Annotated in this window: 27 protein-coding genes and 1 tRNA gene; 9 read left to right on the top strand and 19 right to left on the bottom strand. The window is 61.4% G+C overall.

Translation table 11 applies throughout. The features are described from left to right. Nucleotides 1-73: 73 nt before the first annotated feature. Nucleotides 74-1,276: an MFS transporter gene (locus NKH57_RS19800; RefSeq protein WP_502904133.1), complete on the top strand. Its 1,203-nt coding sequence runs from the start codon at nt 74-76 to the stop codon at nt 1,274-1,276. A 9-nt stretch (nt 1,277-1,285) separates the two neighbouring features. Here the strand turns inward: NKH57_RS19800 and NKH57_RS19795 are convergent, their stop codons facing one another. Then, nucleotides 1,286-1,510: a GDCCVxC domain-containing (seleno)protein gene (locus NKH57_RS19795; RefSeq protein ID WP_352946390.1), complete on the bottom strand. Its 225-nt coding sequence runs from the start codon at nt 1,508-1,510 to the stop codon at nt 1,286-1,288. 165 nt (nt 1,511-1,675) lie between these two features. Then, nucleotides 1,676-1,752 (bottom strand) — tRNA-Met (locus NKH57_RS19790). A gap of 240 nt (nt 1,753-1,992) precedes the next feature. Between NKH57_RS19790 and NKH57_RS19785 the strand changes: the two genes are divergently transcribed. Further along, complete coding sequence (locus tag NKH57_RS19785; RefSeq protein ID WP_352603608.1) at nt 1,993-2,952, top strand: Gfo/Idh/MocA family protein; 960 nt, start codon at nt 1,993-1,995, stop codon at nt 2,950-2,952. An 81-nt stretch (nt 2,953-3,033) separates the two neighbouring features. Here the strand turns inward: NKH57_RS19785 and mnmA are convergent, their stop codons facing one another. Beyond that, nucleotides 3,034-4,224, bottom strand: a complete 1,191-nt coding sequence (gene mnmA, locus NKH57_RS19780; RefSeq protein WP_352946387.1) for a tRNA 2-thiouridine(34) synthase MnmA — start codon at nt 4,222-4,224, stop codon at nt 3,034-3,036. Nucleotides 4,225-4,533: 309 nt separating this feature from the next. Here mnmA and sciP point away from each other — a divergent pair, with 309 nt between their 5' ends. After that, nucleotides 4,534-4,809: a CtrA inhibitor SciP gene (sciP, locus tag NKH57_RS19775; protein ID WP_013529904.1), complete on the top strand. Its 276-nt coding sequence runs from the start codon at nt 4,534-4,536 to the stop codon at nt 4,807-4,809. Nucleotides 4,810-5,001: 192 nt separating this feature from the next. On the opposite strand, the gene NKH57_RS19770 is transcribed toward sciP, so the two are convergent. After that, the gene (locus NKH57_RS19770) at nt 5,002-5,406 is read right to left on the bottom strand and encodes a hypothetical protein (RefSeq protein ID WP_023760629.1); all 405 of its coding nucleotides are present in this window, start codon (nt 5,404-5,406) and stop codon (nt 5,002-5,004) included. 248 nt (nt 5,407-5,654) lie between these two features. Continuing rightward, nucleotides 5,655-6,581: an NADP-dependent oxidoreductase gene (locus NKH57_RS19765; protein ID WP_352946384.1), complete on the bottom strand. Its 927-nt coding sequence runs from the start codon at nt 6,579-6,581 to the stop codon at nt 5,655-5,657. Nucleotides 6,582-6,671: 90 nt separating this feature from the next. On the opposite strand from NKH57_RS19765, the gene NKH57_RS19760 reads away from it, so the two are divergent. Then, nucleotides 6,672-7,070: a winged helix-turn-helix transcriptional regulator gene (locus NKH57_RS19760; protein ID WP_352946381.1), complete on the top strand. Its 399-nt coding sequence runs from the start codon at nt 6,672-6,674 to the stop codon at nt 7,068-7,070. Between the two features lie 82 nt (nt 7,071-7,152). On the opposite strand, the gene NKH57_RS19755 is transcribed toward NKH57_RS19760, so the two are convergent. Next, nucleotides 7,153-7,530 (bottom strand): flagellar export protein FliJ, encoded by a 378-nt coding sequence (locus NKH57_RS19755; RefSeq protein WP_023760632.1) that lies wholly within the window; start codon nt 7,528-7,530, stop codon nt 7,153-7,155. 451 nt (nt 7,531-7,981) lie between these two features. On the opposite strand from NKH57_RS19755, the gene ctrA reads away from it, so the two are divergent. Then, nucleotides 7,982-8,677: a response regulator transcription factor CtrA gene (gene ctrA, locus NKH57_RS19750; RefSeq protein ID WP_006203583.1), complete on the top strand. Its 696-nt coding sequence runs from the start codon at nt 7,982-7,984 to the stop codon at nt 8,675-8,677. 106 nt (nt 8,678-8,783) lie between these two features. On the opposite strand, the gene NKH57_RS19745 is transcribed toward ctrA, so the two are convergent. Together NKH57_RS19745 and chpT are read right to left on the bottom strand one after the other, a co-directional pair. Next, the gene (locus NKH57_RS19745) at nt 8,784-9,188 is read right to left on the bottom strand and encodes a response regulator (RefSeq protein ID WP_352946379.1); all 405 of its coding nucleotides are present in this window, start codon (nt 9,186-9,188) and stop codon (nt 8,784-8,786) included. Nucleotides 9,189-9,428: 240 nt separating this feature from the next. Next, a complete protein-coding gene (gene chpT / locus NKH57_RS19740) occupies nt 9,429-10,058 on the bottom strand; it encodes a histidine phosphotransferase ChpT (protein ID WP_352603601.1) in 630 nt (209 codons plus the stop codon). Nucleotides 10,059-10,469: 411 nt separating this feature from the next. Between chpT and NKH57_RS19735 the strand changes: the two genes are divergently transcribed. Together NKH57_RS19735 and NKH57_RS19730 are read left to right on the top strand one after the other, a co-directional pair. Continuing rightward, nucleotides 10,470-11,006, top strand: a complete 537-nt coding sequence (locus NKH57_RS19735; protein ID WP_352603636.1) for a DUF1134 domain-containing protein — start codon at nt 10,470-10,472, stop codon at nt 11,004-11,006. 248 nt (nt 11,007-11,254) lie between these two features. Further along, nucleotides 11,255-12,385 (top strand): coiled-coil domain-containing protein, encoded by a 1,131-nt coding sequence (locus NKH57_RS19730; RefSeq protein WP_023760636.1) that lies wholly within the window; start codon nt 11,255-11,257, stop codon nt 12,383-12,385. A 2-nt stretch (nt 12,386-12,387) separates the two neighbouring features. Here NKH57_RS19730 and NKH57_RS19725 read toward each other — a convergent pair whose 3' ends face one another. The 6 genes from NKH57_RS19725 to NKH57_RS19700 form a co-directional block, all read right to left on the bottom strand. Further along, nucleotides 12,388-13,191 carry a TrmH family RNA methyltransferase gene (locus tag NKH57_RS19725; protein WP_352603595.1) on the bottom strand — a complete coding sequence of 268 codons (804 nt, stop codon included), beginning with the start codon at nt 13,189-13,191 and terminating at the stop codon, nt 12,388-12,390. A gap of 161 nt (nt 13,192-13,352) precedes the next feature. Continuing rightward, a complete protein-coding gene (locus NKH57_RS19720; protein WP_023760638.1) occupies nt 13,353-13,697 on the bottom strand; it encodes an ArsR/SmtB family transcription factor in 345 nt (114 codons plus the stop codon). 145 nt (nt 13,698-13,842) lie between these two features. Next, complete coding sequence (locus NKH57_RS19715) at nt 13,843-14,631, bottom strand: HugZ family pyridoxamine 5'-phosphate oxidase (RefSeq protein WP_352946375.1); 789 nt, start codon at nt 14,629-14,631, stop codon at nt 13,843-13,845. A 35-nt stretch (nt 14,632-14,666) separates the two neighbouring features. Beyond that, nucleotides 14,667-15,842, bottom strand: a complete 1,176-nt coding sequence (locus NKH57_RS19710) for a CaiB/BaiF CoA transferase family protein (RefSeq protein ID WP_352946373.1) — start codon at nt 15,840-15,842, stop codon at nt 14,667-14,669. Nucleotides 15,843-15,848: 6 nt separating this feature from the next. Continuing rightward, complete coding sequence (locus tag NKH57_RS19705) at nt 15,849-16,610, bottom strand: 3-hydroxyacyl-CoA dehydrogenase (RefSeq protein ID WP_352946370.1); 762 nt, start codon at nt 16,608-16,610, stop codon at nt 15,849-15,851. Between the two features lie 62 nt (nt 16,611-16,672). After that, complete coding sequence (locus tag NKH57_RS19700) at nt 16,673-17,206, bottom strand: GNAT family N-acetyltransferase (protein ID WP_352603584.1); 534 nt, start codon at nt 17,204-17,206, stop codon at nt 16,673-16,675. 275 nt (nt 17,207-17,481) lie between these two features. Here NKH57_RS19700 and NKH57_RS19695 point away from each other — a divergent pair, with 275 nt between their 5' ends. Then, the gene (locus tag NKH57_RS19695; RefSeq protein ID WP_352946367.1) at nt 17,482-18,471 is read left to right on the top strand and encodes a glutathione S-transferase family protein; all 990 of its coding nucleotides are present in this window, start codon (nt 17,482-17,484) and stop codon (nt 18,469-18,471) included. A 1-nt stretch (nt 18,472) separates the two neighbouring features. Here the strand turns inward: NKH57_RS19695 and NKH57_RS19690 are convergent, their stop codons facing one another. Then, the gene (locus tag NKH57_RS19690) at nt 18,473-18,970 is read right to left on the bottom strand and encodes an NUDIX domain-containing protein (protein WP_352946364.1); all 498 of its coding nucleotides are present in this window, start codon (nt 18,968-18,970) and stop codon (nt 18,473-18,475) included. 53 nt (nt 18,971-19,023) lie between these two features. On the opposite strand from NKH57_RS19690, the gene NKH57_RS19685 reads away from it, so the two are divergent. Further along, nucleotides 19,024-19,953 carry a metallophosphoesterase family protein gene (locus tag NKH57_RS19685; protein ID WP_023760646.1) on the top strand — a complete coding sequence of 310 codons (930 nt, stop codon included), beginning with the start codon at nt 19,024-19,026 and terminating at the stop codon, nt 19,951-19,953. Here NKH57_RS19685 and NKH57_RS19680 read toward each other — a convergent pair. The 4 genes from NKH57_RS19680 to leuA all read right to left on the bottom strand — a co-directional run bounded on the left by NKH57_RS19680 (nt 19,937) and on the right by leuA (nt 25,358). Then, nucleotides 19,937-20,554: a hypothetical protein gene (locus tag NKH57_RS19680; RefSeq protein WP_352946362.1), complete on the bottom strand. Its 618-nt coding sequence runs from the start codon at nt 20,552-20,554 to the stop codon at nt 19,937-19,939. The two genes, NKH57_RS19685 and NKH57_RS19680, sit on opposite strands and share 17 nt — an antisense overlap. Nucleotides 20,555-20,668: 114 nt before the next feature. Next, on the bottom strand, nt 20,669-21,472 hold the full coding sequence (locus NKH57_RS19675) for an alpha/beta fold hydrolase (protein ID WP_352946360.1): 804 nt from the start codon (nt 21,470-21,472) through the stop codon (nt 20,669-20,671). Nucleotides 21,473-21,672: 200 nt separating this feature from the next. After that, complete coding sequence (locus NKH57_RS19670) at nt 21,673-23,421, bottom strand: tetratricopeptide repeat protein (protein WP_352946358.1); 1,749 nt, start codon at nt 23,419-23,421, stop codon at nt 21,673-21,675. Between the two features lie 182 nt (nt 23,422-23,603). After that, complete coding sequence (gene leuA, locus NKH57_RS19665; RefSeq protein WP_502907316.1) at nt 23,604-25,358, bottom strand: 2-isopropylmalate synthase; 1,755 nt, start codon at nt 25,356-25,358, stop codon at nt 23,604-23,606. Nucleotides 25,359-25,801 lie beyond the last annotated feature (443 nt).

Here is a 25,801-nt window from a genome sequence, read left to right as displayed (position 1 = left end):
GAGCGTTTCACAGTCAGCAGGTTCGACCGTCAGACTTGGGCTTAGGGAAAACTGGCGACAGTTCGCTCTCCTGATGCTGGTGAATGCGTTTGTCGGCGGCATGGTCGGGATCGAGCGAACGGTCGTGCCGCTCATCGGGTCGGAAGTGTTCGGCATCACGTCGACGACACTCGTCGTCTCCTTCATCGTCAGCTTCGGCGTGGTCAAAGCGCTTGCCAATCTCGTCTCCGGCCAACTCGCCGACAGCTGGGGGCGCAAGCGCGTTCTCGTCCTCGGCTGGCTCGTCGGCTTGCCGGTTCCGTTCATGATCATCTGGGCCCCGAGCTGGGGATGGGTGATTGCGGCCAATGCGCTGCTGGGCATCAATCAGGGACTCGCCTGGTCGATGACGGTGGTCATGAAGGTCGATCTCGTCGGTCCGAAGTCGCGCGGCCTCGCCGTCGGCCTCAATGAATTCGCCGGCTACCTCGCCGTCGGCGTAACCGCGTTCTTGACTGGCTATCTTGCCTCGCAATACGGATTGCGCCCGGTACCGATCTATCTCGGGATCGGCTATGCCGTCGTCGGCACAGTGTTGTCGGTGCTGCTTATCCGCGACACACGCGACCATCTCAGGCTTGAGGTATCCGCTCACGCACGGCAATCCGCGCCGATCAGCTTCCGGGAGGTGTTTGCGCTGACCTCGTTCCGGAATCGCAATCTGTTCGCGGCTTCGCAAGCCGGCCTCGTCAACAACCTCAACGACGGCATGAGCTGGGGTATTTTCCCGTTGTTCTTCGTGTCCTTCGGACTTGGCATCGAGCGCATCGGCATCCTGAAGGCGGTCTATCCCGCGACATGGGGAATCCTGCAGATCGTCACCGGCCCGTTGAGCGATCGCTGGGGTCGCAAGGGCCTGATCGTCGCCGGAATGTGGATCCAGGCCGGCGGCTTGTTTCTCACCGCAGCCACGAACCGGTTCGAATGGTGGCTTGTCGGCAGCGTTCTGCTCGGCCTTGGAACCGCAATGGTCTATCCAAGTCTGATCGCGGCCGTTTCCGACGCTTCGCATCCCAGCTGGCGCGCCCGCTCGCTCAGCGTCTACCGGTTCTGGCGCGATCTCGGCTACGCGATCGGGGCGCTCTCCGCAGGCCTCATCGCCGATCGCTTCGGCCTCTCATGGGCGATCACATCGATCGCGGCATTGACGTTTATCTCTGGCGCGATCGTCGCCATCGTGATGCAGGAGGCCGCCAGGGGTTCCGGTCAACCGTCATCTTCCGGCGTTTCGGTTTGAATTTTGAAATTAGGAGCGGGCGTTTGCCGGCCGGCGATGGGCACGGCCATTCTCCTGGCGCGGCGGGCATGGCAGATCGGCATGTGAGCAGAAAACGCAGCAATCACCCGCCAACGGCTTCAAGAGCACGCCGCAGTTCTTGCATTCGTAAAAGTGAACGCAGGCGTCGGTCGGCATCGTTTCCACAGACTGATGCCCGCATTCTGGGCAAGTAAGGGTGCTCTCAAGCTTCATTGCCACTCCTGCACATTGCGCTAAGCATATAGGAGATTGGGGCCGGATGCGAAAACGGCGCGGTCACGAGACACTACCCTTCCAGCAGGTAGTCGACAGGCGGCGAACTCATGGACTCGCTCACACTCGTGCCAGAAAAATATGCAGATAGTTATGAGATTGTGATGGTAGCGGGAGAGGGACTTGAACCCCCGACCCCAGGATTATGATTCCCGTGCTCTAACCAACTGAGCTACCCCGCCAGGGCGGCGAAAGGCCCGAAATCCGCCTCAAATCGAAAGGCATGTCGGGGGCGTTCGCCAAGGTCGCGCGGATATAAGGTTGGGAGGGTGAGCCTGTCAAGCTTCGAAACAACCGGCTTGCCGGCTTATCGTCATTATCGAAAAGCTTTGCCGCGCAGACATTTGGTTGCCGCCGCCGGGGTTGAGTTCGCAGGGGCACGTCGCTATGTCTCGGCCACGAGTTTTTAGAGTTTGAAACAGATGAAGCCGCGCATTGCAGTCCTTGGTTGCGGATACTGGGGCAGCAACCACATCCGCACCCTCAAGGCGCTCGGCGCGCTGCACGCGGTCTCCGACGCCAACCGGGCCCGTGCCGAAGGTTTTGCCAGCGAGCAGGATTGCCTGGCGGTCGAGCCGGACCAGCTGCTCGTCCGTGACGATATCGACGCCATCGTCATGGCACTGCCGCCGCAATTCCATGCCGATCTTGCCGTGCGCGCCGTCGAGAGCGGCAAGGACGTGCTGGTGGAAAAGCCGATCGCGCTGACGGTGCCGGATGCCGAACGTGCGGTGCAGGCGGCCAAGGACAATGGTCGCGTCTTCATGGTCGGCCATGTCCTGCGGTTCCATCCCGCCTTCGAAACGCTGAAAGGGCTGATCGACAAGGGCGAGCTCGGCGAAGTCCGCTACATCCACTCGCACCGGCTCGGCCTCGGCAAGTTCCACACCGAAAACGACGCGCTGTGGGACCTGGCGCCCCACGATTTGTCGATGATCCTGGCGATCACCGGCACCGAGCCGATCGAGGTGCGCGGCGAGGGGGCAGCGCTGCTCGACAATCTCAGCGACTTCGCGCATCTGCACATGCGCTTTCCCAACGGCCTGCGCAGCCATCTCTTCACCTCGCGGCTCAATCCCTATCGCGAGCGGCGGCTGACCGTGGTCGGCACCAAGGCGATGGCGGTGTTCGACGATGTCGAGCCATGGGAACGCAAGCTTGCCGTCTACCGCCACGCGGTGTGGCAGGACAGCGGCCAATGGGCCTTCACCACCAATGAGCCGTCCTACGTCGCGGTTGGCCAGGGCATGCCGCTGACGCGCGAGCTGGAGCATTTCATCCAGTGCATCGAGACCCGTGCCGAGCCACGCACCAGCGGCGAGGAAGCGATCAGGGTGCTGCGCATCCTGACCGCGGGCACCGTCACGCACACCAAATCCTGAGACCGTTTGGAAATTCTACTCCGACCGCCATCGAGTGGCGTTTTCCGCGCTTCCGAAACGGTATCCGAGAGGACGGAGCCCCTATTCCGCGGGGACCTGCGCTGGCTGGGCAGCAAGCCGGGTCAGCATGGCTTCGGCCTCGGCGCCACGCTCCGAACGCTCGATGAAGCCGCCGCCGAACACGCGGGCCTCGTTACCGTCATCGGAGTAGAGCACGCAGGCCTGGCCCGGCGCGATGCCGGACTCGCCGTCGACCAGTTCCACCCATGTGGCGCCGGCATGATGATGCAGCACGGCCGGGCGCGGCGGGCGCGTCGAGCGAACCTTGGCAAACAGCTCCAGGCCGCCGGCGGGGACGTCCGTGAGCGGTCCGTCGCCAAGCCAGTTCATGTTGCGCAGATAGATCTTGTGCGTCTCCAGCGCCTCGCGCGGGCCGACCACGACGCGGGCGCGGTCGGCATCGAGGTGGACGACGTAAAGCGGCTCGCCGGAAGCGATGCCGATGCCGCGGCGCTGGCCGATCGTGTAGCGGAGGATGCCCTCATGGCGGCCAAGCACGCGGCCGTCGATGTGGACGATGTCGCCTGGATTGGCGGCGGTCGGCTTCAGCTTGGCGATGATGTCGGAATACTTGCCCTGCGGCACGAAGCAGATGTCCTGGCTGTCCTGCTTGGCGGCAACCGTCAGCCCCATCTCCTCGGCAATGGCGCGAACCTGCGGCTTGGACAGGCCGCCGAGGGGAAAGCGCAGATAATCGATCTGCGCCTGCGTGGTGGCGAACAGGAAATAGCTCTGGTCACGGTCGGCGTCGACCGGCCGGTAGAGCGCGCGGTGGGCGCCGTTGGCGCCGGAGCGGATGTAGTGGCCGGTGGCCAGCGCGTCGGCGCCAAGCTCCTTGGCGGTGGCCAGGAGGTCGGCGAACTTCACCGTCTGGTTACAGGAAACGCAAGGGATCGGCGTCTCGCCGGCGACATAGCTTTCGGCGAAGGGATCGATGACCGCCTTGCGGAAGCGCTCTTCATAGTCGAGCACATAATGGGGGATGCCGAGCGTCTCGGAGACGCGGCGGGCATCGTCGATGTCCTGTCCGGCACAGCACGAGCCGGCCCGATGCGTCGCCGCGCCATGGTCGTAGAGCTGCAAGGTGACGCCGACGACATCATAGCCTTCGCGCTTCAGCAGGCCAGCGACGACCGATGAATCGACACCGCCCGACATGGCGACGACGATGCGGTTGGTTTCGGGACGTCCGGGAAGATCGAGACTGTTCATGATGCTTTCGTTCTACGCGGCGTCTCAATGCCAATGTCGAGAATATAGGTCAAGCTTTACCGGCGCGCCAGCGTGCGGGGCGATTCATCGGCTGCGATCGATCCGCGTGAGGGTATGCTTTTCCCCGGCGAACCATGACTTCTTCCCCGGCAAACCAGGGTTTGCGGGCAGATGGTTCAAATGCCGGCGAAAAGACTAACGCGGCGTTCATGATCCTTACCTAGTCATTAGGGTCTGCTTAGGCAATTTTTAAAGCTGTGGCGGTAACGTGGCGGGGATTGGGTCTTTGAGTTTTTTGTAGAGAGTACGATGACCGATCTGGTTAGACCGAGAGTCAAATATGTTATTGGGCCTGATGGCAGCCCTCTTACGATTGCCGATCTGCCGCCGACGAATACACGTCGCTGGGTTATCCGGCGTAAGGCGGAAGTGGTTGCGGCAGTGCGCGGCGGGCTCTTGAGCCTGGACGAGGCATGCCAACGCTATAAGCTCACCACCGAGGAATTCCTGTCCTGGCAGGCGTCGATCGACGAATATGGCCTTGCCGGGCTGCGCACGACGCGCATCCAGCAATACCGACATTAGCAATTCGCTTCAGGAACGGCGATCGTGAGTTAAGGGGCGGCGCAACCGCTTCTTTTCGCCGTTCTCGATTTCTCGCTGCATGGACGTGCTCGCCGACCTGCGGAGGGCGAGACGTGATCGCGCGCTTCTTCGCGCCTTTCTTCTTAAACGTGCGAGACGAAGGCCGCGCCCTGTGATCGGGCAGGGCGAAATCTACGTCACAAACGAGCCAAGAAAGTTGTCGACCAAATCCTCTTTCGTCTCCGAAAAAAGACTTTCGATGGTGAGGTCCATCTCTTTCTGAGCGATGATAGCGTCGATCTGTGCGGTTGGCAGGGGACTGGTGAATCGGCAACTCAGCGCGTGCTGTGTTCTTTGAACCAGATAACAGCTTACGAGTTCGGATTTATCATCGCCAAATTGCAGGTAAAAGTAATCCGGCCTGCCGGAAAAGCTGCCGACATACAGCGCCGCTCCACCCTCGGACAGGTCCAGCATGCGGAAATTGGCGCTCTGTACCTCGCGCAAGCCATGTGACGGAAAGATGAGGCGAACAAGGAAATTGACGTTCCTTCGAACCCATCTGCGCTTTTCCTCGACGCCGCCAGAATGTTCCACGGGTTTTGTCCCAAGATCCAGGAGTCAAAGTATTCATCAGCACTTCGCCAGCTTGGATTAAAAACCTTAAGGACCGATAAGAGGTACTGCTCGAATTGGTTATTCCGGTATGACTTGGCGAGCGCGTGTCCGCTTCTTCAACATCGCCTCTCTTGTGTCACGGTCGAGCGAGACGATCGCGCCGCGGGCGTTTCGCCACAAGGGCGCGACGACGCGCGCCCTTGTCTTCCGAAGCGAGCCCGTGGAACTCAGATCGACAGCACAACCTTGCCGATCGGCTTGGTCGCAAGGAGAGCGTGGGCAGCTGCCGCCTGGTCCAGCGGGAAGCTCTTCGCCACATGGACGGCGAGCTTGTTCGCATCGATCAAGCGAGCCAATTCCAGCAGGCCCTCCCTGTCGGGTACGACCGACATACGCTCGACCCGGATATCGCGCACGCCGGCCTGCGCTCTGGTGTCGCCGTTGACATCGAGCAATGACACCAGCACGCCGCCACGCTTGAGCACCTTCAGCGAGCGTTTGGCGTGGTCGCCGCCCATTGGATCCAGCACCAGATCGATGTCGCGAACATGGTCGGTGAAATCGCCCCTGGTGTAGTCGATGACCTCGTCGGCGCCGAGTTTGCGGACGAAGTCGAGTTTTTGCGGGCTGGCGGTGGCGATGACGTAAGCACCGCGCGCCTTGGCGATCTGCACCGCGAGATGACCGACGCCGCCGGCTGCGGCGTGAACCAGCACGCGCTGGCCCGATTTCAGCCCGCCATGACGGACCAGGCCCTGCCAGGCGGTGAGGCCTGCCAGCGGCAGGGCGCCTGCCTGGCTGTGGTCGGCGCCCTTAGGCTTCAGCGCGATTTCATCGGCGGGCACAGCGGCCAGTTCGGCATAGGCCGCGGCCTGTTTGGGAAAGCGCGGCATGCCGAACACCTCGTCGCCGATCCGGAGGCCGGAAACTCCGGCGCCCAGCGCTTCAACAGTCCCCGAGATATCCCACCCCAGGATAAAGGGCGGCTCGCCGAGCAATGGGAAGTAGCCGGCTCGAACGGCGCCATCGACCGGATTGATGCCGGCCGCCTTGACCCGGACCAGCACTTCGCCGGCCTTTGGCGTCGGATTGGGCTGGTCGGTGACGAAGAGAACGTCGGGTCCGCCGACGGAATTCTGGATAGCGGCGCGCATTGGGATATCTCCTGTTTGGTTGGCGTCACTATCATTTGGATAGTAATGGCTTCTTGTCTAGTATGTACCTTCATGATATATACGCACCCCATGGATAGTGATGACGACCACGGTTTCGGCTATGATGCGTTCCGGCGAACGTGCCCATCGCACACCGTACTGGAAATGCTGGCCAGCAAATGGGTCTATCTGGTGGTTTGCGCGCTGCGCAAAGGCCGGCTGCGAAACGGCGAGCTTGCGCGCAAGCGCGAAGGCATCACGCCGAAGATGCTGACGCAGACGCTGCGCGTTCTCGAGCGTGATGGACTGGTGCGGCGCGAGATATTCCCGGTCATCCCGCCGCGCGTCGAATATGAACTGACGGATCTCGGCCAGAATCTGGCGGGGCTGCTTACCCAGATCCGGTCATGGGCGGAGCAGCATGCACCGGACATCAAGGATGCGCGGGCAAAGGCAATTGCCGGAAGCGAAGGGGACTGGGCCGCCTAGGTGGCTTGCAGTACTCTTGGCAAGTTTCCCCGCCAGGGCCTGGAAGCCGAGAAGCGCTAATGCAGAGGGCGGCAGGGCAGCTTCAGCCGATCATGGCACTGCGGCCGCCGATCTCGGCTTCGCGGACCTTGGTGTCGCGTGACTCGAGCATTTCCGCCTTGGAAAGCTCCGCTTCAGCTTCGCCGAGTAATGATTCGGCAGTGCTTCGCTGCTGAGCGAGGTCACTTTGCGAATTTCTGAGGTTGTCGCGGCGCAAACGCGCCGCCTTGGCGAAGGTCGGATAGGCGAAATGGTTGATGTCGGTGATGCCGGCCTTCTTTTCTTCAGCGGTGATCTGAAGCTCCAGCTCGACGGCCATGCGTTCGAACTCTGCGATCATCATGTCGAGTTGCAGCAGCTGCCGCCGCTTCTCATTCACCTGAAACTGTTTCAGCCGAACGAGGTTTTCACGTGACTTCATGATTCGGTACTCCCGGAAACGCACACCCGCATCTATCGTCCAAACCACCTGGAAGGGCCCAGGCCGCACCCGTGTCCACCGCCTTTCCCCGAACTATGGGAAACAAAACCCTAAAGTTTTTTGCCGGCGGTAACCATTCGTTTACGGGCATTGTTAATCATACGGGTCAGGACTTAAGGCCGGGTAAAAATTCTGGCCGCCGATGCGAAGCGACGTCGATGAGTCCCTGGAGTCACTTAGTCCAGATTGTTGATGTGTTGCATTAGGAATTTGGTTCTGAGATTCGTTATTGGATTCAAGAGGGTGTAGAAAGAGGTTAAAAAATCTGGTACCGTCATGGACGGGAAATTAGGTTTTGTTAACCATTTAATGGCAGCCTCGGCACAAGGCAACCACTGCTCCGGGTCCGGACGGGTCGTGAAATGGTCCGGCAGCAGAAAAGGGGAATGAAATGCGTGTTCTGCTGATAGAAGATGACAGTGCAACCGCACAAAGCATCGAGCTGATGCTGAAATCGGAAAGTTTCAACGTCTACACGACCGATCTCGGTGAAGAGGGCGTCGATCTAGGCAAGCTCTACGATTACGACATCATCCTTCTCGATCTCAACCTGCCTGACATGTCGGGCTACGAGGTGTTGAGAACGCTTCGCCTTTCCAAGGTAAAGACGCCTATCCTCATCCTCTCCGGCATGGCCGGTATCGAGGACAAGGTACGCGGCCTCGGCTTCGGCGCCGACGACTACATGACCAAGCCGTTCCATAAGGATGAACTGGTCGCCCGCATTCATGCTATCGTGCGGCGCTCCAAGGGGCACGCCCAGTCGGTCATCACCACCGGCGACCTGGTGGTCAACCTCGACGCCAAGACCGTCGAAGTCGGCGGCCAGCGCGTGCACCTGACCGGCAAGGAATACCAGATGCTGGAGCTGCTCTCGCTGCGCAAGGGTACGACGCTAACCAAGGAAATGTTCCTCAACCACCTTTATGGCGGTATGGACGAGCCTGAGCTGAAAATCATCGACGTCTTCATCTGCAAGCTGCGCAAAAAGCTCGATGCGGCATCCGGCGGCCAGAATTACATCGAGACGGTCTGGGGCCGCGGCTATGTGCTGCGCGAACCCGAGGACATCCGGGTCAGCGCCTGAGCGAAGAATACTTTCGAACTTATTCAATAAAAAACCCGGCTTTGCCGGGTTTTTTGCGTGATTGGCTGATAAGCGTCGGTTTTACGCAATTACGAGCTGAAAACCGTCACGCACTTTTCCTGGAAACGCTCACTGCGACCGAATCAGGCGCGATCCTCAAGGCGCGAAAACGCTCGAGCAATTGCGACCGGTTGAACGGCTTCAAAAGATAGCCCTGAGCTCCAGCGCGCTTGGCCCGCATGATCGAAGCAATATCGAGCTCGACCAGTGAAACCAGGATCTGCGGCTTTATCGAGCTCTCCATGGCACGGACGCGACGGATGAGATCGACCGCCGCTATGTCAGGCAAGGCGCCGTCGACGACGATGATGTCGGGCATATCGGCGGCGCACATCTCCAGCGCGTCAAGTCCGCTGGCGGCCTCGATAATAACCATTTCGGAGCCGCCCAGGATGCGCTTTGCAACCTTCCTGATGACGCTTGAATCGTCGACGAACATGCAGCGTTTCATATCCGGGTCCTCTCTGCCGTCTGGCCGTCCGGTAGCATCCGGGGCATCCAGACGCAGCATAGGCCAATCTGGTAAAGAAGCCGAAAAGGCGTTAGGTAAAAGTTTTGCAAAGATGGCGGCTGCTGGCTTTTATTCGCGAATGCTTCACTGCCGCCCTGGCAACCAAAAGCATTTCATGTCGTTGAGCCCGAAACTACAGATTTCGCTGGCAAAATACTTCGGTGTTTCTCGACGACGCTATCAGGCTGCCGAAAGCACGATCTCTTCCGGTGTCGCGTGGATCGATATCGTCATGCCCGCTTCACGCGCCAGAAGCAGCGTGTAGTAGGGCTGCACGGAATGAGCGTCGATCGGTTCCTCCGGTTTATGACCGGAATGCAGCTCGAGGAATTTCGGCGGCACGCGCAACATCGGGCCGCTCGACGCAAGCGCGAAGCGCGGCTCGGTCTCGAGATTCTCCAGCGTCACGGATAGTTTGCCGCCGCGCGGAATGGCGGCGTTGGCGACGAGGATCAGGTTGAGCAGCAGCTTGACCTTGTTCTTGGGCAGCAGCGCACGGGTTCCGTTCCAGGTCAGTTCCGGTTTCTCGTTCTTGAGGAAGGCGAAAGCGACCGCTTCGGCATCGCCGGTATCGATCAGCATGCCGGCCGAGCCGGCGGCACCGAAGGCGATGCGGGCGAACTGCAGGCGGGCCGAAGCGTTGCGGGCACTCTGACGGATCAACTTCATGGCGTCTTCGTCGGCACCGCCTTCGTCGAGCAGTTCGAGCCCGTTGTTGATCGCGCCGACCGGCGAAATGATGTCGTGGCAGACCCGGCTGCACAACAGCGCTGCCAGGTCGGGCGCGGAAAGGGTGAACAGATCGGACATCGGCGAAAATCCCTGCAAAATTTTATACCTCACGGCCGAGCGATCGATCGTCGCCTGCCCGCACGAATCACGCTCTCTCCTCGGACTTTCTGAATACACAGCGCCCGTGCGTGCAGCAACAAATCCAAATTGTGGTTATGGCAAATGGCGTTCACACAGGCTGCCGACCCCACTTGAGCGACCCCAAACAGCCTTTGAACCGCCATGTTCATGTGGGAGCTTAATGGTTGAAAAAGGATTACGGCATAGTTTGCCCGTAACAGTTACCCCTAACGGCCGGCTAAAAGAGCCGTACGGGGTGCGAGGCGTCGGCGAAAGTGCTCCCTGACGGAGATTGGAAGCATGTTTTCCCGATTCTATGGCCGCAATTTTTTCCGCGTCCGCGACCGGACTTTTGTCCGTGTCATCTCAATGGCGATTGCGCTGATGGGCGTTCTCGTTTTCTCGACTTCGGCCCTGCGGGCCCAGGAATATACCGCTCAGGAGATTGTCGATTCCGGTCACAAGTTTTTCGGCGCGACATCGGGCGGGCTCGCCACGGTCATCGAGAAGATCTTTGCTTCCTACGGCCTGCCCAATGGCTATCTGCTGGGCGAAGAGGGCTCGGGCGCGCTGATCGGCGGCCTGACCTATGGCGAAGGCACGCTCTACACCAAGAATGCCGGCGATCACAAAGTATTCTGGCAAGGCCCGTCGCTCGGCTGGGATTTCGGCGGCGAAGGGTCGCGGGTGATGATGTTGGTCTACAATCTCGATGATGTGGGCAGTCTCTACAACCGCTATGGCGGCGTCGCCGGTTCGGCCTATGTGGTGGCAGGCGTCGGTTTCAACGTCCTGAAGAACAACAATGTGCTGCTGGTGCCGATCCGTACCGGCGTCGGTGCTCGGCTCGGCATCAATCTCGGCTATCTGAAGCTTACCGAGCGCGCCACCTGGAATCCTTTCTGAGCCTATTCTTTGGCTTTATGCATGTCGTTCTCCCAAAACCGGGGCCGCTTTGGGCGACATGCGTAAAACCGGTAACGTTGCGGCAGACCCTTGCCGCAACGCTGGATTTCCGCCATGTCAACGTGGCACAGTCAAAAGCGCTGGAGGCGCTTTTGTTTTATCTTGTTGCATGTCGGTTCCCAAAACCGGTTCCCACGTTTGGGCGACATGCATTGGTTTGATGGTTGCCGTCCACAACGGGTAGTCACTTGGTCCAGTCGGTCCTGTTCTTCGTCCTCGGCTTTCTCTGCGCCGGCTTTCTGGCGCTTATGGTGGCTCCGGCCATATGGCGTCGCGCCGTCACCCTGACGCGAAAACGTATCGAAGCCTCGATCCCTCTGACGCAAACCGAAATCCAGGCGGACAAGGATCGCATCCGCGCCGAGTACGCCATGTCGACACGCCGCCTCGAAATCATCGCCAAGACGTTGCGCGAGAAGGCAGCTGAACAACTCGTGGAGATCAATCGCGGTCGCGAGGCCCTGAAGGGGCTGGCGGTCGAGCGCATGGACAAGAACCAGGCGCTGACTGAACTCGGCGCCAAGAACGAGGCGTTGCATCAACGCGAGAGCGAGTTGCAGCAGCTTTCGGAGCGACTCAAGGAAACCGAACGCAAGCTGGAAAAACGCGCGCTCGAGCTGGAAAAACTGGAGCAGATGTATGACGACGCCAGTTTTTCCTCCAGCAGCCGGCAGATCGAGCTCGTCGCGCGCGAATCCGAAATGCAGAAACTCGCCAGCGACATTGCGCTGCTGCGCGGTCAGCGCAAGGAGGCGGACAGGCGCGGCCAGGAGATCGCGGCCGAAAGCAAGGCAGCACGCGAAGCCCTGAAAGCCGAGAAGAAAAGGACCGCTGAGCTCGACAAGAAGGTCGAACGGCTGCTGGCGACACTTGCCGACCGCGAGGACAAGCTTGACCGCCGCGAAAAGGAACTGGCGCGCATGCGCGAAAAATCGAAAGCCGAAGACAGCGAACCGGGCTTGCGGCTGGTCGGCAAGGCCGGCGAAACCGCCAAGAGCGACGACCTCGACAAAGCAATCGCCAAGCTTGACAGCGACCGGGAGCGCCTAGAGGCGAGGCTGACGGCGCTGGCGCTCGAGAACAAGCGTCTGAAGGCGGATCTCACGGCGCTGTCCGCGTCCAATCCCGCGGACGGCAGCTCCGCCCTGCGCGAGCAGATGAACGAACTCGCGGCGGAGGTCGTCTACCTGACGGCCAAGCTCGAGGGGCCTGGTTCGCCGATCGCCAAGGCCTTGGCGGCCCCTTCGGATGTACGCTCCGGCAACCGCAGTCTTGCCGACCGCGTGCGGGCGCTGCAGAAGGCTGACGCGACAAGTTGAAATCAGGTCTCTTTTGCCGAAAAATGATGCAGAGCGATGGCTGATGCGGCTGCGACATTCAGGCTGTCGAAACCTTCCGACATGGTGATCCGCACGGTGTGCAAGCGCGCGAGCAGGCTTTCCGGCAAGCCTTCGCCCTCAGTGCCAAGATAGAGCGCCAGGCGTTCGCTCCGTTGCGCATCGCGGATGTCGGTCTGTCCGCGCGGCGTCAGTGCGAATTGTTCGAAGTTCTGCCTGGCGAGCATTGCCGTGAAGCCGGCGGCGTCGGTGAACGATGCGAAAGGGATCTTGAGCGCGGCGCCGACCGAAACGCGGATCGCCTTGCGGTAGAGCGGATTGCAGCATGTCTCATCCAGCAGTATGGCGTCGGCACCAAAGGCGGCGGCGTTGCGGAAGATCGAACCTATATTGTCATGATTGGCGATGCCGACGAGCACCACGACAAGCGCCCCGGCCGGCAGGGCATCCACAAGGGCCTCGGCAGACTGGGGCGTCCCCTTGCGGCCTATGGCCAGGATGCCCCGATGCATGTGAAATCCGGCGATTGCGTCCATCACCGTGCCGGTGGCGACATAGACCGGAAGGTCGGCCGGCGCCTTGCGCAGAATGTCGCCGAGGCCGGCCAGCCGGTTCTCCAGAACCAGAACCGATTCGGCGCCAAAACGTCCGGCCGAGAGCAGCAGGTCCAGCACCACCTTGCCTTCGGCGACGAAGCGGCCCTGCCGGCCGGCGAGATCGCGCTCGCGGATGTCGAGATAGGCAGCGACCCGCGGATCTTGCGGGTCGTCGATGCGAATGGGATCCATGCGTTCCTCGCGGCCATCGAATCGGCCGGAAATCCAGACCGATTTCGCTACGCTAGCCTTTGGTTTGGAAAGCACAATTCGAGACGGTCAGCCAGCTCCATGCGCCCGGATGGGCGCAGGTTGCTCTGAAATCGCCGACGAGGTCAGCGGCTACAGCACGGTCAGGTTCCCGCACGGCGCAAACGGTGCGCCATCTGGGACAAGTCATCCTTGCCGCTGCCGAAAATGCCGTCCAGCATGACAAGCAGTTCGCGCACGGCGTCGGATTTGCAGGAATAATAAATCATCTGGCGGTCACGGCGGGTGTCGACGAGGTCGAGCGCGCGCAACTTGGCCAGGTGCTGGGATAGTGCCGATTGACTGAGCATCACCTTCTCGGCGATGGCGCCGACCGACATTTCACCGTCGGCAAGATAGCTCATGATCAACAGCCGCTTCTCATTGCCCATCAGCATGAGAAATTCGGCCGCAGATTCCGCGTTGACGATTAGCTTTGTCGAGACCATTGATGCCCCATGCTTCTTGTTCATCCCGACGCCATGGGGGCGATGGCGTCTGATTCCATAAACTCACTTGTGAACCGGCGCTGGCGATTCAGCGTCACCAACAAAAGGTAGAGCATTTCAGTTAAATCTCAAGTGTTGCTTTCAATCAAGCAAAATTAAGGCCAGTCCCGGTATCGGCCGAGGCCCGGCCAACCTTGGCCATTTCGACCAGAACGTGTCGTAGTTCGCGCGCTGCGGCCAATGGTTGTGGGAAGAAGACCCGGCAAACATGATCGCCCGACATCAGATCCATACCATCGGCATCGAAACCGGTGATGGTCCAGCCGTTGCCGGATGCTGTCGCGAAATGCCGGGCATACACGGCGATCGCGTCAAGATGGTCGGCGTTCATGTGATCGATCGCGGATTGCTCGCTCGCCGCCAGTTCCTCGACGATCGGCCCGCTGGTGAGCAGATCCGACTGGTCGAGATGATAGGCCTTGCCGAAACCTCCGTTGAGGCTGGCGCGTTGCGGCTCGAGGCGAAAGATCGAAAAGTCGCCAAGACCGGCATAAAGTTTCGCCTTGGGATTGCGGTTGAGATAACGGCGCTCAGCGCGGGCGTGTTGGCTTGATCCGTGCTCGAGCCGTGCCGCCTTGCAGACCAGTGTCAGGCGCGGGTGCGCCAGCGGGTCGCCCTTGCCGGGTTCGCCAAGCAAAAGGGAGCAGCGCGGATCGGCAAGCATGGCGCCGGTGTGCGCCGAGAGCATCGACACTAGGATCAGCGGCGCGCCATCGATGTCGGTGGCCACACCGACCCGACTGGCCAGCGGCGAGCCGGTTTGCGGTTCGATCACCGCCAGCGCGCCAAAGCGGGCGTTGCGCAGAAGCGTCTTCGCCAACCGGATCGCTTCGGCGTCCGTCTCGCAGATCACGCCCTTCTTCGGCTCGTCCATGGCATCACCGCAATAAGTGGATTCTCTTTCTCCAATTATCTGTCGAACAAACCGGATTTGACAAGGTCGTCGATCTCGTTTTTCGAAAACCCGAAACGTGCCAGCACCGTCGACGGGGCGAGATCGCTGTCGGCAGGCTTGGTCGCCGGTGTCGGCTGTGAGCCGGAAAAACGCGGCGCCGGGGCAGGGCGCTCAAGTGTGCCCGCGATCACAAAGGCGTTGCGCGCCCGATTGTGTGGGTGCTGCTTGGCCTCGTGCAGCGACAGGACAGGGGCAACGCAGGCGTCGGTTTGGGCAAACAGCAGGTCCCAGTCGTCGCGCGATTTCTGCCGTACCCGATCGGCGATGGCCGCGCGCATCGGCGGCCACAGTGTCTTGTCGTACTGACCGGACACAAAGTGGTCGTCGAGAGGCAGCAGTCTGGCGAATTCGGCGAAGAATTGCGGCTCGAGGCAACCGACAGCGATATGGCGTCCGTCTGATGTCTCATAGGTGTCGTAGAAGGGTGCGCCGGAATCGAGCAGGTTCGCGCCGCGATTTTCGCTCCACAACCCGGCCGCGGTGAAAGCGTGCAAGGGCGCCGCCAGCATCGAGGCGCCTTCGACCATCGCGGCGTCGACGACCTCGCCCCTGCCCGTGCGCGAGCGTTGGAACAGGGAAGCCAGCAAACCGGAAACCAGCATCATGGCACCACCGCCATAGTCGGCGACCAGGTTGAGCGGCGGGACGGGGCGGCTGTCGGCGTGGCCGATCGCGTGCAGCACGCCGCAATAGGCGAGATAGGTGATGTCGTGGCCGGCGCGGCCGGCGAGCGGGCCGTCCTGGCCGAAGCCGGTCGTGCGGCCGTAAATCAGCCCCGGGTTGCGCGCCAGCATCGCTTCCGGGCCGAGGCCAAGCCGTTCCATGACACCGGGGCGAAATCCTTCGAGCAACACGTCCGCCTTTTCGGCAAGACGTAGCATCAGATCGGCGCCATCCCGGCGCTTCAGGTCGAGACGCAGTATGGCGCGGCCATGGCGATCGATGTTGTACTCATCCGGGAGCGACAGGGGCGGTTGGCTGATCCCCGCCCGTTCGATGCGCAGCACTTCGGCGCCCATCTCCGACAGCATCAGGCCGGCCAGCGGCACGGGGCCCAGCCCGGCCATCTCGATCACCTTCAGCCCGACAAGCGGGCCGGTCTTGCCGGCAGCGGACGGGCCGGTGCTCATGTCCGTCTATTTCGGCGCCATGCGGATGGCGCCGTCGAGACGGATGGTCTCGCCGTTCAGCATCTGATTTTCGATGATGTGCAGGGCGAGAGCGGCATATTCGGATGGTTCGCCCAGGCGCGACGGAAAGGGCACGGCGGCGCCCAGCGAATCCTGCACCTCTTGCGGCATGCCGGCCATCATCGGCGTCTTGAAGATGCCGGGCGCGATGGTGCAGACGCGGATGCCGGAACGGGCAAGATCGCGCGCCACCGGCAGCGTCATGCCGACGACGCCGCCCTTGGAGGCTGCATAGGCTGCCTGGCCGATCTGGCCATCATAGGCAGCGACAGAGGCGGTGTTGACGATGACGCCGCGCTCGCCGCCTTGCAGCGACTCGAGCTTTGAGGCGCGCTCGGCGACGAGGCGGATCATGTTGAACGTGCCGATCAGATTGACCTCGATCACCTTGCGGTACTGATCGAGGGGATGGGGACCATCCTTGCCGATCGTCTTCACGCCGATGGCGATGCCGGCGCAATTGACTAGGATCCGCGGCTCGCCAAGTCGATCGGCGACGTCGATGAATGCCGCGGTCCCACTGTCGGCGCTGCTGACATCGCACTGCACGGCAATGCCACCGATCTCGGCCGCGACCATCGTAGCGCGGTCGATACCGACGTCGAAGATGGCGACGCGGGCGCCCTTGGCAGCCAGCGCGCGCGCCGTTGCCTCGCCAAGGCCGGAGCCGCCACCGGTAACGATCGCGATCTGGCCGTTCGGGTTCATGACGTCATCCTTTTTATCTCAGGAACAGTGGGACGGATCAGGCGCCAGATCGATGGGGAAGGTCAAGCCATCGCCGCGAGCGCGGCAATCCTGGCCTGATCGGCGTGGCAGACCTCGCCCGAGAGCCTGGCCACCGCGCCCGGCACGATCTCGTGCGACAGCAACCGGTCAAGATCGACAGGGCGCGGCATCGAAATCTGACCGCGTGGGATCCGTTTGAAGCCGAGCGGCCCATAGTAGGGCTCGTCCCCGACCAGCATGACCGCGGGCGCACCGGTCTTCGCGGCGGCCTCCAGCGCAATCGCCACCAGTCGGCGGCCGATGCCGAGATTCTTGAAGGCCGGCCGCACCGCAAGCGGCCCGAGCATCAGCGCGCGACCGGCGCCGGCGGCGATGCGGGTCATGCGCACCGAGGCGACGACAATGTCGCCGTCGACGGCGACAAAGGACAACGAGCGTTCGTGCCCTCCGGCTTCGCGGATCTTGTAGGCGGCTAGCACAAAGCGGCCGGGCCCGAAGGCTTCGTCGTTGATGGCTTCGATCTGGGGGTTGTGCGCCGGGGTTTCCGGCAGGTATTTCACGTCGGCAAGGCTCATGGTCTTTGCGATCCGGTAGAATGAGGAAAGGTTTGCTGCAAACGGCAGCATGCGCCAGTCAGCGCTTCATCAAGCGCGGGCGCCCTTTCGTCGTCGGTCAAACCGGATTAAAGCAACGTCGAACATGCGGATTGTCCGCTAGCACCAATTTCCCGCCGCTGCAATCGGCCGTTTCTGTCCGCAGTTTCGGCCAAGTGACGGTCTGTTCAGCACCTGACGTCTTAGATGGGGCAACCCTGTGCCTACATGCAATGGCGAGAGACAAGGAGATTTGCATGGGATTGCTGGTCGAAGGCAAGTGGCAGGATCGTCGGTATACGACGGACAACGGCGGCAGGTTCGTGCGGACGCAATCGCAATGGCGCGACTGGATCACCGTTGACGGGGCGCCGGCCGCAGGCCGAACGCGCGGCTTCAAGGCTGAGCCCGGCCGCTATCATCTCTATGTCTCGCTTGCCTGTCCGTGGGCGCACCGGACGTTGATTTTTCGCGCATTGAAGAAGCTGCAAGACGTCATATCGGTGTCGGTGGTGCATCATTTCATGGGCGCCAATGGATGGACGTTCCTGGCACAGGACGGCGCCACTGGCGACACGCTTTACGGCCTCGACTTCCTGCACCAGATCTATACCAGGGCCGATCCCACCTATTCAGGCCGGGTGACGGTGCCGGTGTTGTGGGACAAGAGGGAGCAGACCATCGTCTCCAACGAATCTTCCGAAATCATCCGGATGCTGAATTCAGCCTTCGACGAATGGGGTGATGCCGGCCTCGATTTCTATCCGCACGCGCTGCGCGGCGAAATCGACAAGGTCAATGCACTGGTCTATCCCGCAATCAACAACGGGGTCTATCGCGCCGGCTTCGCCACCACGCAGGCCGCTTATGAGGAAGCATTCGGAGAGCTGTTCTCTGCGCTCGATGCGCTGGAAGGCCGGCTGTCGAAGCAACGCTATCTCGTCGACGATCGCCTCACGGAAGCTGATTGGCGGCTATTCACCACGCTGGTGCGCTTCGACCCGGTCTATGTCGGCCATTTCAAATGCAATCTGCGTCGCATAGCCGACTACCCAAACCTGTCGAATTATCTGCGCGATCTTTACCAGGTGCCTGGTGTCGCAGAGACCGTGAACCTGCACCACATCAAGGCGCACTATTACGGCAGCCACGAAACGATCAATCCAACGCGGATCGTGCCTGTCGGGCCGAAACTGGATTATGGCGCACGGCATGACCGGACGCGGTTCAGCAAGGCGGCGGCCTGATCTACCAGTGGGGCGAGGGCTGCTCGCCGCCAAAAACCTCGGCGATCCGGCGCAGCGTTGCAGGTGTCGTTCCTTGCGGCAGGCGATCGAGCGGGAAGAAGCCGGCTTCGGCGATCTCGTGGTCCGGAAGTTTGGGTGCCGTCTGGCTGAAGCGTTCGATGACGTAGAAGCCGACATGGTCGCGCCGGCTGGCGTGGCGGTTGAAATGCATGGATTTGAACACCGGCGGGGCGGTCAGCGCGATGTTGCCCTCCTCGGCTAGCTCACGTGCAAGCGCCTCGGCAAGCGTCTCGCCTACTTCGACACCGCCGCCGGGAAGCTGCCAGCCCGGAACATAGGTGTGGCGAATGAGGAAGACGGAATTGGACGCGGTGTCGTGGACCAGGCCGCGCACCCCAAGCGTCATAGGGCGCCGCAGCACGAAATAGAGATGGAACAGCCTGGCCCTCAGACCCGCCCAGCCAGTCTGGCGAAAGGCCTTCTCGGGATCTCTCCTCATCACCAGCCAAACCGCAGGTGGAAAGCGGGGCGCGCCTCGCATATGAAGGAGAAATGTTCAGGCTCGCGCATATTTCCGATGTCCATCTGGGGCCGCTCCCCGATGTATCCTATCGCGATCTCGCGTCCAAGCGCGTGCTTGGCTATGTCAACTGGCAGCGCAACCGCCGCCGCCACATGCATGACGCCGTCATCGACACGATCGTCGCCGACATCAAGGCGAACACGCCTGACCACCTCGCCGTCACTGGCGACCTGGTCAATCTGGCGCTCGACGGCGAAATCGAGATGGCCAGGCATTGGCTGGAGACGCTGGGGCCGCCGCATGACGTTTCGGTCGTTCCGGGTAACCACGACGCCTACGTACCGGGCGCCTTCGACAAGGTCTGCCGATCCTGGGCGGCGTGGATGAGTGGCGACGGCATCAACACGCCCGTCGACCGCAACGCGTTTCCCTATCTGCGGGTGCGCGGCGACGTCGCGCTGATCGGCGTCTCGACGGCGCGCGCCACAGCACCCTTCATGGCCAACGGCTTCTTCATGGAAGGCCAGGCGGAGCGGCTCCGTAAGCTGCTTGATGCCACGGGCCGACAGGGGCTGTTTCGCGCCATCATGATCCACCATCCGCCGGTGCGTGGCGCGGTCCCGCAGCACAAGCGGCTGTTCGGCATCGCCCGCTTTCACAAGATCATTCGGCGCCATGGCGCCGAACTTGTCCTGCACGGCCATTCGCATCTGCCGTCGCTGTTCTTCATCGGCGGTCGAGGCGTCAGGATCCCGGCGGTCGGCGTTGCTGCCGCAGGCCAGGCACCGGGCGGCAAGCCCCCGGCGGCGCAGTACAATCTGTTCGACATCGACGGCGAAAAGGGCAATTGGCGGATCCGGTTGACGCGGCGCGGCCTGACCGGGCCGTCCATACCGCCATCCGATCTGCAGACGCTTGAGCTTGGCGCGGAGCCCGGAGCCGTTATGGCCGCAAGCTGACAATCATGCTGACGAGACGGTCCCACAACAAGACGACCGACACCACCAGGCCGACCAGGGCACCGGCGGCGATCAGGCCAAGCCCGGACAGAAAGGTCGACCAGCCGTTGCCGCTCGTCGCTGCGCGCAGCGGCGGTTCGGCTTCCGCTACATCGGCCCGTTTCATGCCGGCGACAGCCGGCTCGACCCCACCTTCCATCATCCTCTGACGCTCGACGATGCGCTCGGCGACATAGCGCGTCACGGCATCGGCAGCCGTCTTCATCTCGGTCGATTCGGCAAGCACCATCCGGCCGATACGGGTGTCCTTGAGGAAGCGATAGGTGCGGCGGTCGCGTCCCATGGCAACATGGCTGACGGCGTCGATCCACAGGCGCGGCTGCAGGCCGGACGAGACGACAAAGTCGAAATTGTCCATGTCGGCCGGGACATCCGCAAAAACCGGCGCCAGCTCGGCTGCAAGCAGGTCAAGGCGCATGCGATGCGCCTCGCGCATATCGACGACGACGTCATCGCGGTCGGCGAAGGCATTTTTCACGTCGCGGATGGCATCGGATAGTTTATTCGACTGATCGATGGTCTTCTCGCCTGCTTCCTTCATCGGCGTTTGCCTCGCGGGTTTGGTTAACACGGGGTTAACACAGCCGCCGGCAAAATGCACTGGCGAGATGGACGGCATTGAGGCGCGGACGAAGCCTATCGTGCGCGAAAAAGATCAGCTGGCCGCTGCGGCGAATTTCTGGCGACGCGACGCGGCGTGGCGGTTGGTGTTGCGGCGAATAATCTCGGCGACGAGGTCGGGGGCTTCCTCGGCCAGCATATGGCCGGCCTCCAGCACATGGTGCACATGAAAATGCGCCGGCAGATCATCCGCCTGGGCAAAGGGCAGCACCGCGTCGTCCGTTCCCCAAGCTACCATCACCGGCATCTTCAGCCCGCCGAGGCGATCATGCGGGATAACGCCTTGGCGATCGTCCTTGGTCATGGCGGCTGCGATCTCGATGAGTTTTTCCAACTGGCCGGCTCGCCTACGCATTTCCCAGAGGGTGTCCACGATGTGATCGAGCGGCCGGGCTGATGGTCCCGACATGGCGACGAGGCAGGCCCGGATCTCGGACCGATCCGCTGCACCGGCATAGCGACGCAACAGTGGTCCGTTGATCTCCGGGCCAATACCGCCCGGCGCCAGAAGCGTCAGCGAGGCGACTTTTTCGGGCTCGGCCTGCGCCATCAGCGCTGCCACCGCACCGCCCATCGAATGGCCCACGAGATGAAAGCGCCTCAGGCGACGCTGCGAGAGATCGGCGAGCACGGCCCTTGCCGCCACCTTGGCCGGACCGGCCGACGGAAAATCGAGCGACAGCCCATGCCCCGGCAGATCATAGGCCAGCGTGCGGGTGGCAGGCATCAGGGAGGAAATCACCTCGCGCCAGACATCGTGGCAACCGCCGAAACCATGCAGCAGGACAATGGCCTTCGAGCCAGCACCCTGTTCGGCGACAAAAAGCGATGCGGTCATGAATGCTGATTTTTTTGCTGTTATCAGGATGCGGAACACCAATTGTGACTGGATTGCTCCTAGTCAACACGAAGCCAGTAAAATTTTCGCGATTTGTACGGTCGCGGACAGACTTCGGCGACCAACCCGCAGCGGCGATTGGAGCACAGGAAATCCACTATTAGGACGTGGCGCGCCCGGCCTGCGGATGTCGATTGGTGTCAGCTTGGGTTGCCAAGCCCGGCAGCGCGCAGCGCCTGGACCAGCCGGTCGGTCAGGTCAGCCGGATATTTCCGCTCGACAAAGGTCGCGCGCGGATCGGCGGCAAATTTTGGGAACTCGGTGGTCAGTTGATTCAGCAAAGTGCTCACTAGATGGTCCTGTCCGGCGGCCTTGGCGCCGATCAGCCGCGCCGCCAGATAGTGCGATTTCGTTGCCGTCGTTCTCAATGCCATGCTGGCCGCGATGGCTTTGTTCATGTCGCCCAGCATGAACTCGCCAACGAACACCCCGTAGTCCCACCATGTCGAGTGCCCGCTGAAGGTCTCTGCCGCATGGTCAAGGATCGGCGTTCCCTCCGCGTATCGGCCGGCGAAGATCAGTCCGTAGCCATACGCGGCGGCCATGCCGAGATCATACGGATTGAGTTCATAGGCCTTGCGCATCCAGCGGATCGCTTCGTCCGTATTGCCGAGGCGCGAACTGACATAGCCGTAGGAGCGATGCGCATAGGGGCTGGTCGGTCCCATTTGCACGCCGCGATGGGCAAACTCCACCGCCTTCTCGATCGTCGCATTGGGCGGATAGGCATAGTGATCGGAGACCGCCTCGAGATGAAGGGAGGCCAGTTCCGAATAGACGAGGGACGATTTCGTGCCGCCATTGGCCAGCTTCTCGAGGCAGCGATAGGCAGTCTCATGCGTCCTGGCGTTCTGGTCGAGATAATATTTGTCGTTGAGCAGCAGACATTGCGTCAGGCCATTTGGCGTACTGGTCTGCTCGATATAGTTATAGATCGTGCCCGAGGCGGGAAGCGCTGAACTCAGCATGTCTGCGATACGGTCTTCGATCGCCGCAGGAGTGCTGTCGGCAGTGGTCAGATTGCGCGAAAGAAGCACTCGTCCGGACGCCACGCTTTGCAGTTCGATTGTGATGTCGCCGGTGCCGGCACCGGGCAGGATATCGAATATGAAGCTTGTGGCATCGTCGTCCGAATCGGCGATGGCATCGCGTCCGATGAAGTCGATCGTATCGAAGCCGCTCAGGCCCGCACGCAGCGATGCGGCGACACGGTTGGCGTACGCGCCTTCAGCCTTGAGGCCGATATAGACTTGCGGCAGGGCGTCAGCCATTGCCGATGACGCGATGCTTCCGGTTGTGCCGGCGGTCTCGATCGTTGCCGACATGTCGCCGCCTGCCAGCAAGGCACTGCTGCCCTGACGAAGGATCAGTATGCACAGCATGGCGATGACCAGGACCATCGCCATCCAGAAGAAGCGGAGATGGCGTACCACCAAGGGCGTGGGTGATGGCGTCTCGGAAGCCAGCAATGCCGCATCCGGCACACTGGTGTCGTCGGGCCGGTCGGCGGATGCAGCGCCGTCCTGCTTCAGATCCGGCAGCCTTATGGCGTTCAATTCATAGGCAGGAACATAGCCGCCGCGCGGAATGGCGATGCGGACAGGCTCGGCAACGCCCTCATTGGCAAAATAGTGCTGCAGAAGCTCGCGCAGTCTACCTGCCTGCACCCGCACGACGGCATCGGTGGACGGATCGAAATCGCCATCCTTGCCGAAAACATCCATGGCGATGGAGAAGCCTTTGAGCCTGTCGGCTTCTCCGGCTTGTTCACGTTCGACAAGATAACGAAGCAGCTTGCGCGCACGTTCGGATCGTCCGAACGTTTGGCTGGCAAGCAGTCGCTCAAGTGTCTCGCGCACTGCGGGGGCGGCAGGCGTGGCATGCTGCAAGTGTCGATCCTCTCGAAGTCGGCACAGGTTGAGGCGCGATCATATAGGTCCCGCACCGCCACACAAGTATACAACCATTATGTGATCACGTACCCCACCGGATAATTGTTCGGTGGTTAATGTCCCGAAAGATCGGAACCGATCACCAGCTTGCGGCGGTCCCGATCTGCTCTGGTCGTGCGTCAGCCGGCTTTTTTGCCAATGATCCGGTTGGCGGCGGACATCACCGCTTCCAGCGAGGCGGCGACGATGTTGGTGTTGATGCCAGCGCCGAAGAGCTTACCGTCAGGATATTCCATCTCGACATAGGAAATGGCCGACGCGTTCGAACCGCGCTGCAGCGAGTGCTCGGAATAGTCGAGCACCGACATCTCGACGCCGAGATGGCGCGAGAGCGCATCGACGAAGCCGTCGATCGGACCGGTGCCGGTGCCCGATATCGTCACTTCCTTGCCATTGTCGAGGATGACAGCCTCGACAACGCGCCGGCCCTTGATTTCGGTGCTGGGATAGGTGTGGTGATCGAGGAATTTCAACCGCGCGCCGGGTTGATCGACATAGGTCTCGAGAAAGCGTTCGTAGATGCGCCTTACCGGCACTTCCTTGCCCTCGGCATCGGTGATCGCCTGGATTTCCTGGCTGAATTCGATCTGCAGATTGCGCGGCAGGTTGAGGCCGTAATCGGCCTGCAGCACATAGGCGATGCCGCCCTTGCCGGACTGCGAGTTGATGCGGATGATGGCTTCATAGCTGCGTCCGACATCGGCCGGATCGATCGGCAGATAGGGCACTTCCCACAGGCTCGTGTTGGCCTTCTTCAACGCCTTCATGCCCTTGTTGATGGCATCCTGGTGCGACCCGGAAAAGGCGGTGTAGACGAGTTCCCCGACATAGGGATGGCGCTCGGGGATCTTCAACTGGTTCGAATATTCGTAGACATCCTTCATCCGGTTGATGTCGGAACAGTCGATCCCGGGATCGACTCCTTGCGTGTACATGTTGAGCGCCAGCGTGACGATGTCGACATTGCCGGTGCGCTCGCCATTGCCGAACAGCGTGCCCTCGACGCGGTCGGCGCCGGCCATCAGGCCGAGTTCGGTGGTGGCGATGCCGGTGCCGCGGTCATTGTGCGGATGCAGCGAGACCAGCAGGTTCTCCCGGTTGTCGAGGTTGCGGCACATCCATTCGATGCGGTCGGCATAGATGTTGGGTGTCGACATCTCGACCGTCGACGGCAGGTTGACGATCAGCTTGTTATCCGGCGTCGGCCTGACGATCTCGGTGACGGCGTTGCAGATCTCCAGCGCCACTTCGAGTTCGGTGCCGGTAAAACTCTCCGGCGAATATTCGAAGCGAAACCCGCCGCCGGCCTTGGCCGCCATGTCGGTGATCATCTTGGCCGCATCGGTGGCGATGCGCTTGATGCCGCCGACGTCTTTTTCGAAGACGACGCGGCGCTGCAATTCGCTGGTCGAATTGTAGAAATGGACGATCGGGTTGGTGGCGCCCTTCAGCGCCTCGAAGGTGCGGGTAATCAGTTCGGGCCGGCACTGCACCAGCACCTGCAGCGAGACGTCGGCGGGTGCGTTGCCTTGCTCGATGCACCAGCGGGCAAAGTCGAAATCGGTCTGCGAGGCCGACGGGAAGCCGATCTCGATCTCCTTGAAGCCCATGTCGAGCAGCAGGCCGAACATGCGCGCCTTGCGCTCGTGGCCCATCGGGTCGATCAGCGCCTGGTTGCCGTCGCGCAGGTCGACCGAACACCAGATCGGCGCCTTGTCGATGACCTTCGAGGGCCAGGTGCGGTCGGTGAGGCCGACGGTCGGATAGGGCTGGTATTTGCGGGCCGCGTCAGGCATGCCTCTGTTCTGGATGCTTCTTTCCGCATCCTTGCCGGCTACCGCGGCATCGGAACGGATCTCTTCTCGTGCGTTCATCGTCTTTTCTCCCGGCGGCTCATGGTTCCACCCTCAGGTGGATTGATGGCGAGCGGCGCCTTTACCAGAATTTCGTTCGCTTGATGTGATTGCCAAGGAGCATGCGCTTGCGCGGCGGTTCGACCGCCGGGCGCTCCTTCAGCGAACCCGGCGATCGCCGATAAGGCCAAGAAGAAGCAGGGTCGAAGCCAGCGCGCGCACGGCCTCGCCGGAAAAACCGGTCGGACGGGAAGCGTTGATGGCGCGCGTGTTCATGGCTGATCTCATATAGGAGCAGCTTGTGGGAGGCAAGTGGGACCGCATGGGGGTAGGCTCCGAACTCAAGTTGACAAAAGACCTGACGACAGCCAGTTCGGCGGTGTCGGCAGCTTTTGTGCCGGTAGCAGATAGGAATTTTTTCTTGATTTCGTGACCTCAGCTATGGTACATATTTGCGTATGGTG

Source organism: Mesorhizobium sp. M1050, assembly GCF_040318715.1.
Lineage (GTDB): Bacteria > Pseudomonadota > Alphaproteobacteria > Rhizobiales > Rhizobiaceae > Mesorhizobium.
Note: the sequence above shows the minus strand (reverse complement) of the source record. Positions and strands in the feature narration are given on the sequence as shown.

What these genes read in the sequence shown, in the direction of transcription:
- NKH57_RS19800 (WP_502904133.1), top strand. Translation starts at nt 74, where the DNA reads ATGCTGGTGAATGCGTTTGTCGGCGGCATGGTCGGGATCGAGCGAACG.
- NKH57_RS19795 (WP_352946390.1), bottom strand. Translation starts at nt 1,510, where the DNA reads ATGAAGCTTGAGAGCACCCTTACTTGCCCAGAATGCGGGCATCAGTCT.
- NKH57_RS19785 (WP_352603608.1), top strand. Translation starts at nt 1,993, where the DNA reads ATGAAGCCGCGCATTGCAGTCCTTGGTTGCGGATACTGGGGCAGCAAC.
- mnmA (WP_352946387.1), bottom strand. Translation starts at nt 4,224, where the DNA reads ATGAACAGTCTCGATCTTCCCGGACGTCCCGAAACCAACCGCATCGTC.
- sciP (WP_013529904.1), top strand. Translation starts at nt 4,534, where the DNA reads ATGACCGATCTGGTTAGACCGAGAGTCAAATATGTTATTGGGCCTGAT.
- NKH57_RS19765 (WP_352946384.1), bottom strand. Translation starts at nt 6,581, where the DNA reads ATGCGCGCCGCTATCCAGAATTCCGTCGGCGGACCCGACGTTCTCTTC.
- NKH57_RS19760 (WP_352946381.1), top strand. Translation starts at nt 6,672, where the DNA reads ATGGATAGTGATGACGACCACGGTTTCGGCTATGATGCGTTCCGGCGA.
- NKH57_RS19755 (WP_023760632.1), bottom strand. Translation starts at nt 7,530, where the DNA reads ATGAAGTCACGTGAAAACCTCGTTCGGCTGAAACAGTTTCAGGTGAAT.
- ctrA (WP_006203583.1), top strand. Translation starts at nt 7,982, where the DNA reads ATGCGTGTTCTGCTGATAGAAGATGACAGTGCAACCGCACAAAGCATC.
- NKH57_RS19745 (WP_352946379.1), bottom strand. Translation starts at nt 9,188, where the DNA reads ATGAAACGCTGCATGTTCGTCGACGATTCAAGCGTCATCAGGAAGGTT.
- chpT (WP_352603601.1), bottom strand. Translation starts at nt 10,058, where the DNA reads ATGTCCGATCTGTTCACCCTTTCCGCGCCCGACCTGGCAGCGCTGTTG.
- NKH57_RS19735 (WP_352603636.1), top strand. Translation starts at nt 10,470, where the DNA reads ATGGCGATTGCGCTGATGGGCGTTCTCGTTTTCTCGACTTCGGCCCTG.
- NKH57_RS19725 (WP_352603595.1), bottom strand. Translation starts at nt 13,191, where the DNA reads ATGGATCCCATTCGCATCGACGACCCGCAAGATCCGCGGGTCGCTGCC.
- NKH57_RS19720 (WP_023760638.1), bottom strand. Translation starts at nt 13,697, where the DNA reads ATGGTCTCGACAAAGCTAATCGTCAACGCGGAATCTGCGGCCGAATTT.
- NKH57_RS19715 (WP_352946375.1), bottom strand. Translation starts at nt 14,631, where the DNA reads ATGGACGAGCCGAAGAAGGGCGTGATCTGCGAGACGGACGCCGAAGCG.
- NKH57_RS19710 (WP_352946373.1), bottom strand. Translation starts at nt 15,842, where the DNA reads ATGAGCACCGGCCCGTCCGCTGCCGGCAAGACCGGCCCGCTTGTCGGG.
- NKH57_RS19705 (WP_352946370.1), bottom strand. Translation starts at nt 16,610, where the DNA reads ATGAACCCGAACGGCCAGATCGCGATCGTTACCGGTGGCGGCTCCGGC.
- NKH57_RS19700 (WP_352603584.1), bottom strand. Translation starts at nt 17,206, where the DNA reads ATGAGCCTTGCCGACGTGAAATACCTGCCGGAAACCCCGGCGCACAAC.
- NKH57_RS19695 (WP_352946367.1), top strand. Translation starts at nt 17,482, where the DNA reads ATGGGATTGCTGGTCGAAGGCAAGTGGCAGGATCGTCGGTATACGACG.
- NKH57_RS19690 (WP_352946364.1), bottom strand. Translation starts at nt 18,970, where the DNA reads ATGAGGAGAGATCCCGAGAAGGCCTTTCGCCAGACTGGCTGGGCGGGT.
- NKH57_RS19685 (WP_023760646.1), top strand. Translation starts at nt 19,024, where the DNA reads ATGTTCAGGCTCGCGCATATTTCCGATGTCCATCTGGGGCCGCTCCCC.
- NKH57_RS19680 (WP_352946362.1), bottom strand. Translation starts at nt 20,554, where the DNA reads ATGAAGGAAGCAGGCGAGAAGACCATCGATCAGTCGAATAAACTATCC.
- NKH57_RS19675 (WP_352946360.1), bottom strand. Translation starts at nt 21,472, where the DNA reads ATGACCGCATCGCTTTTTGTCGCCGAACAGGGTGCTGGCTCGAAGGCC.
- leuA (WP_502907316.1), bottom strand. Translation starts at nt 25,358, where the DNA reads ATGAACGCACGAGAAGAGATCCGTTCCGATGCCGCGGTAGCCGGCAAG.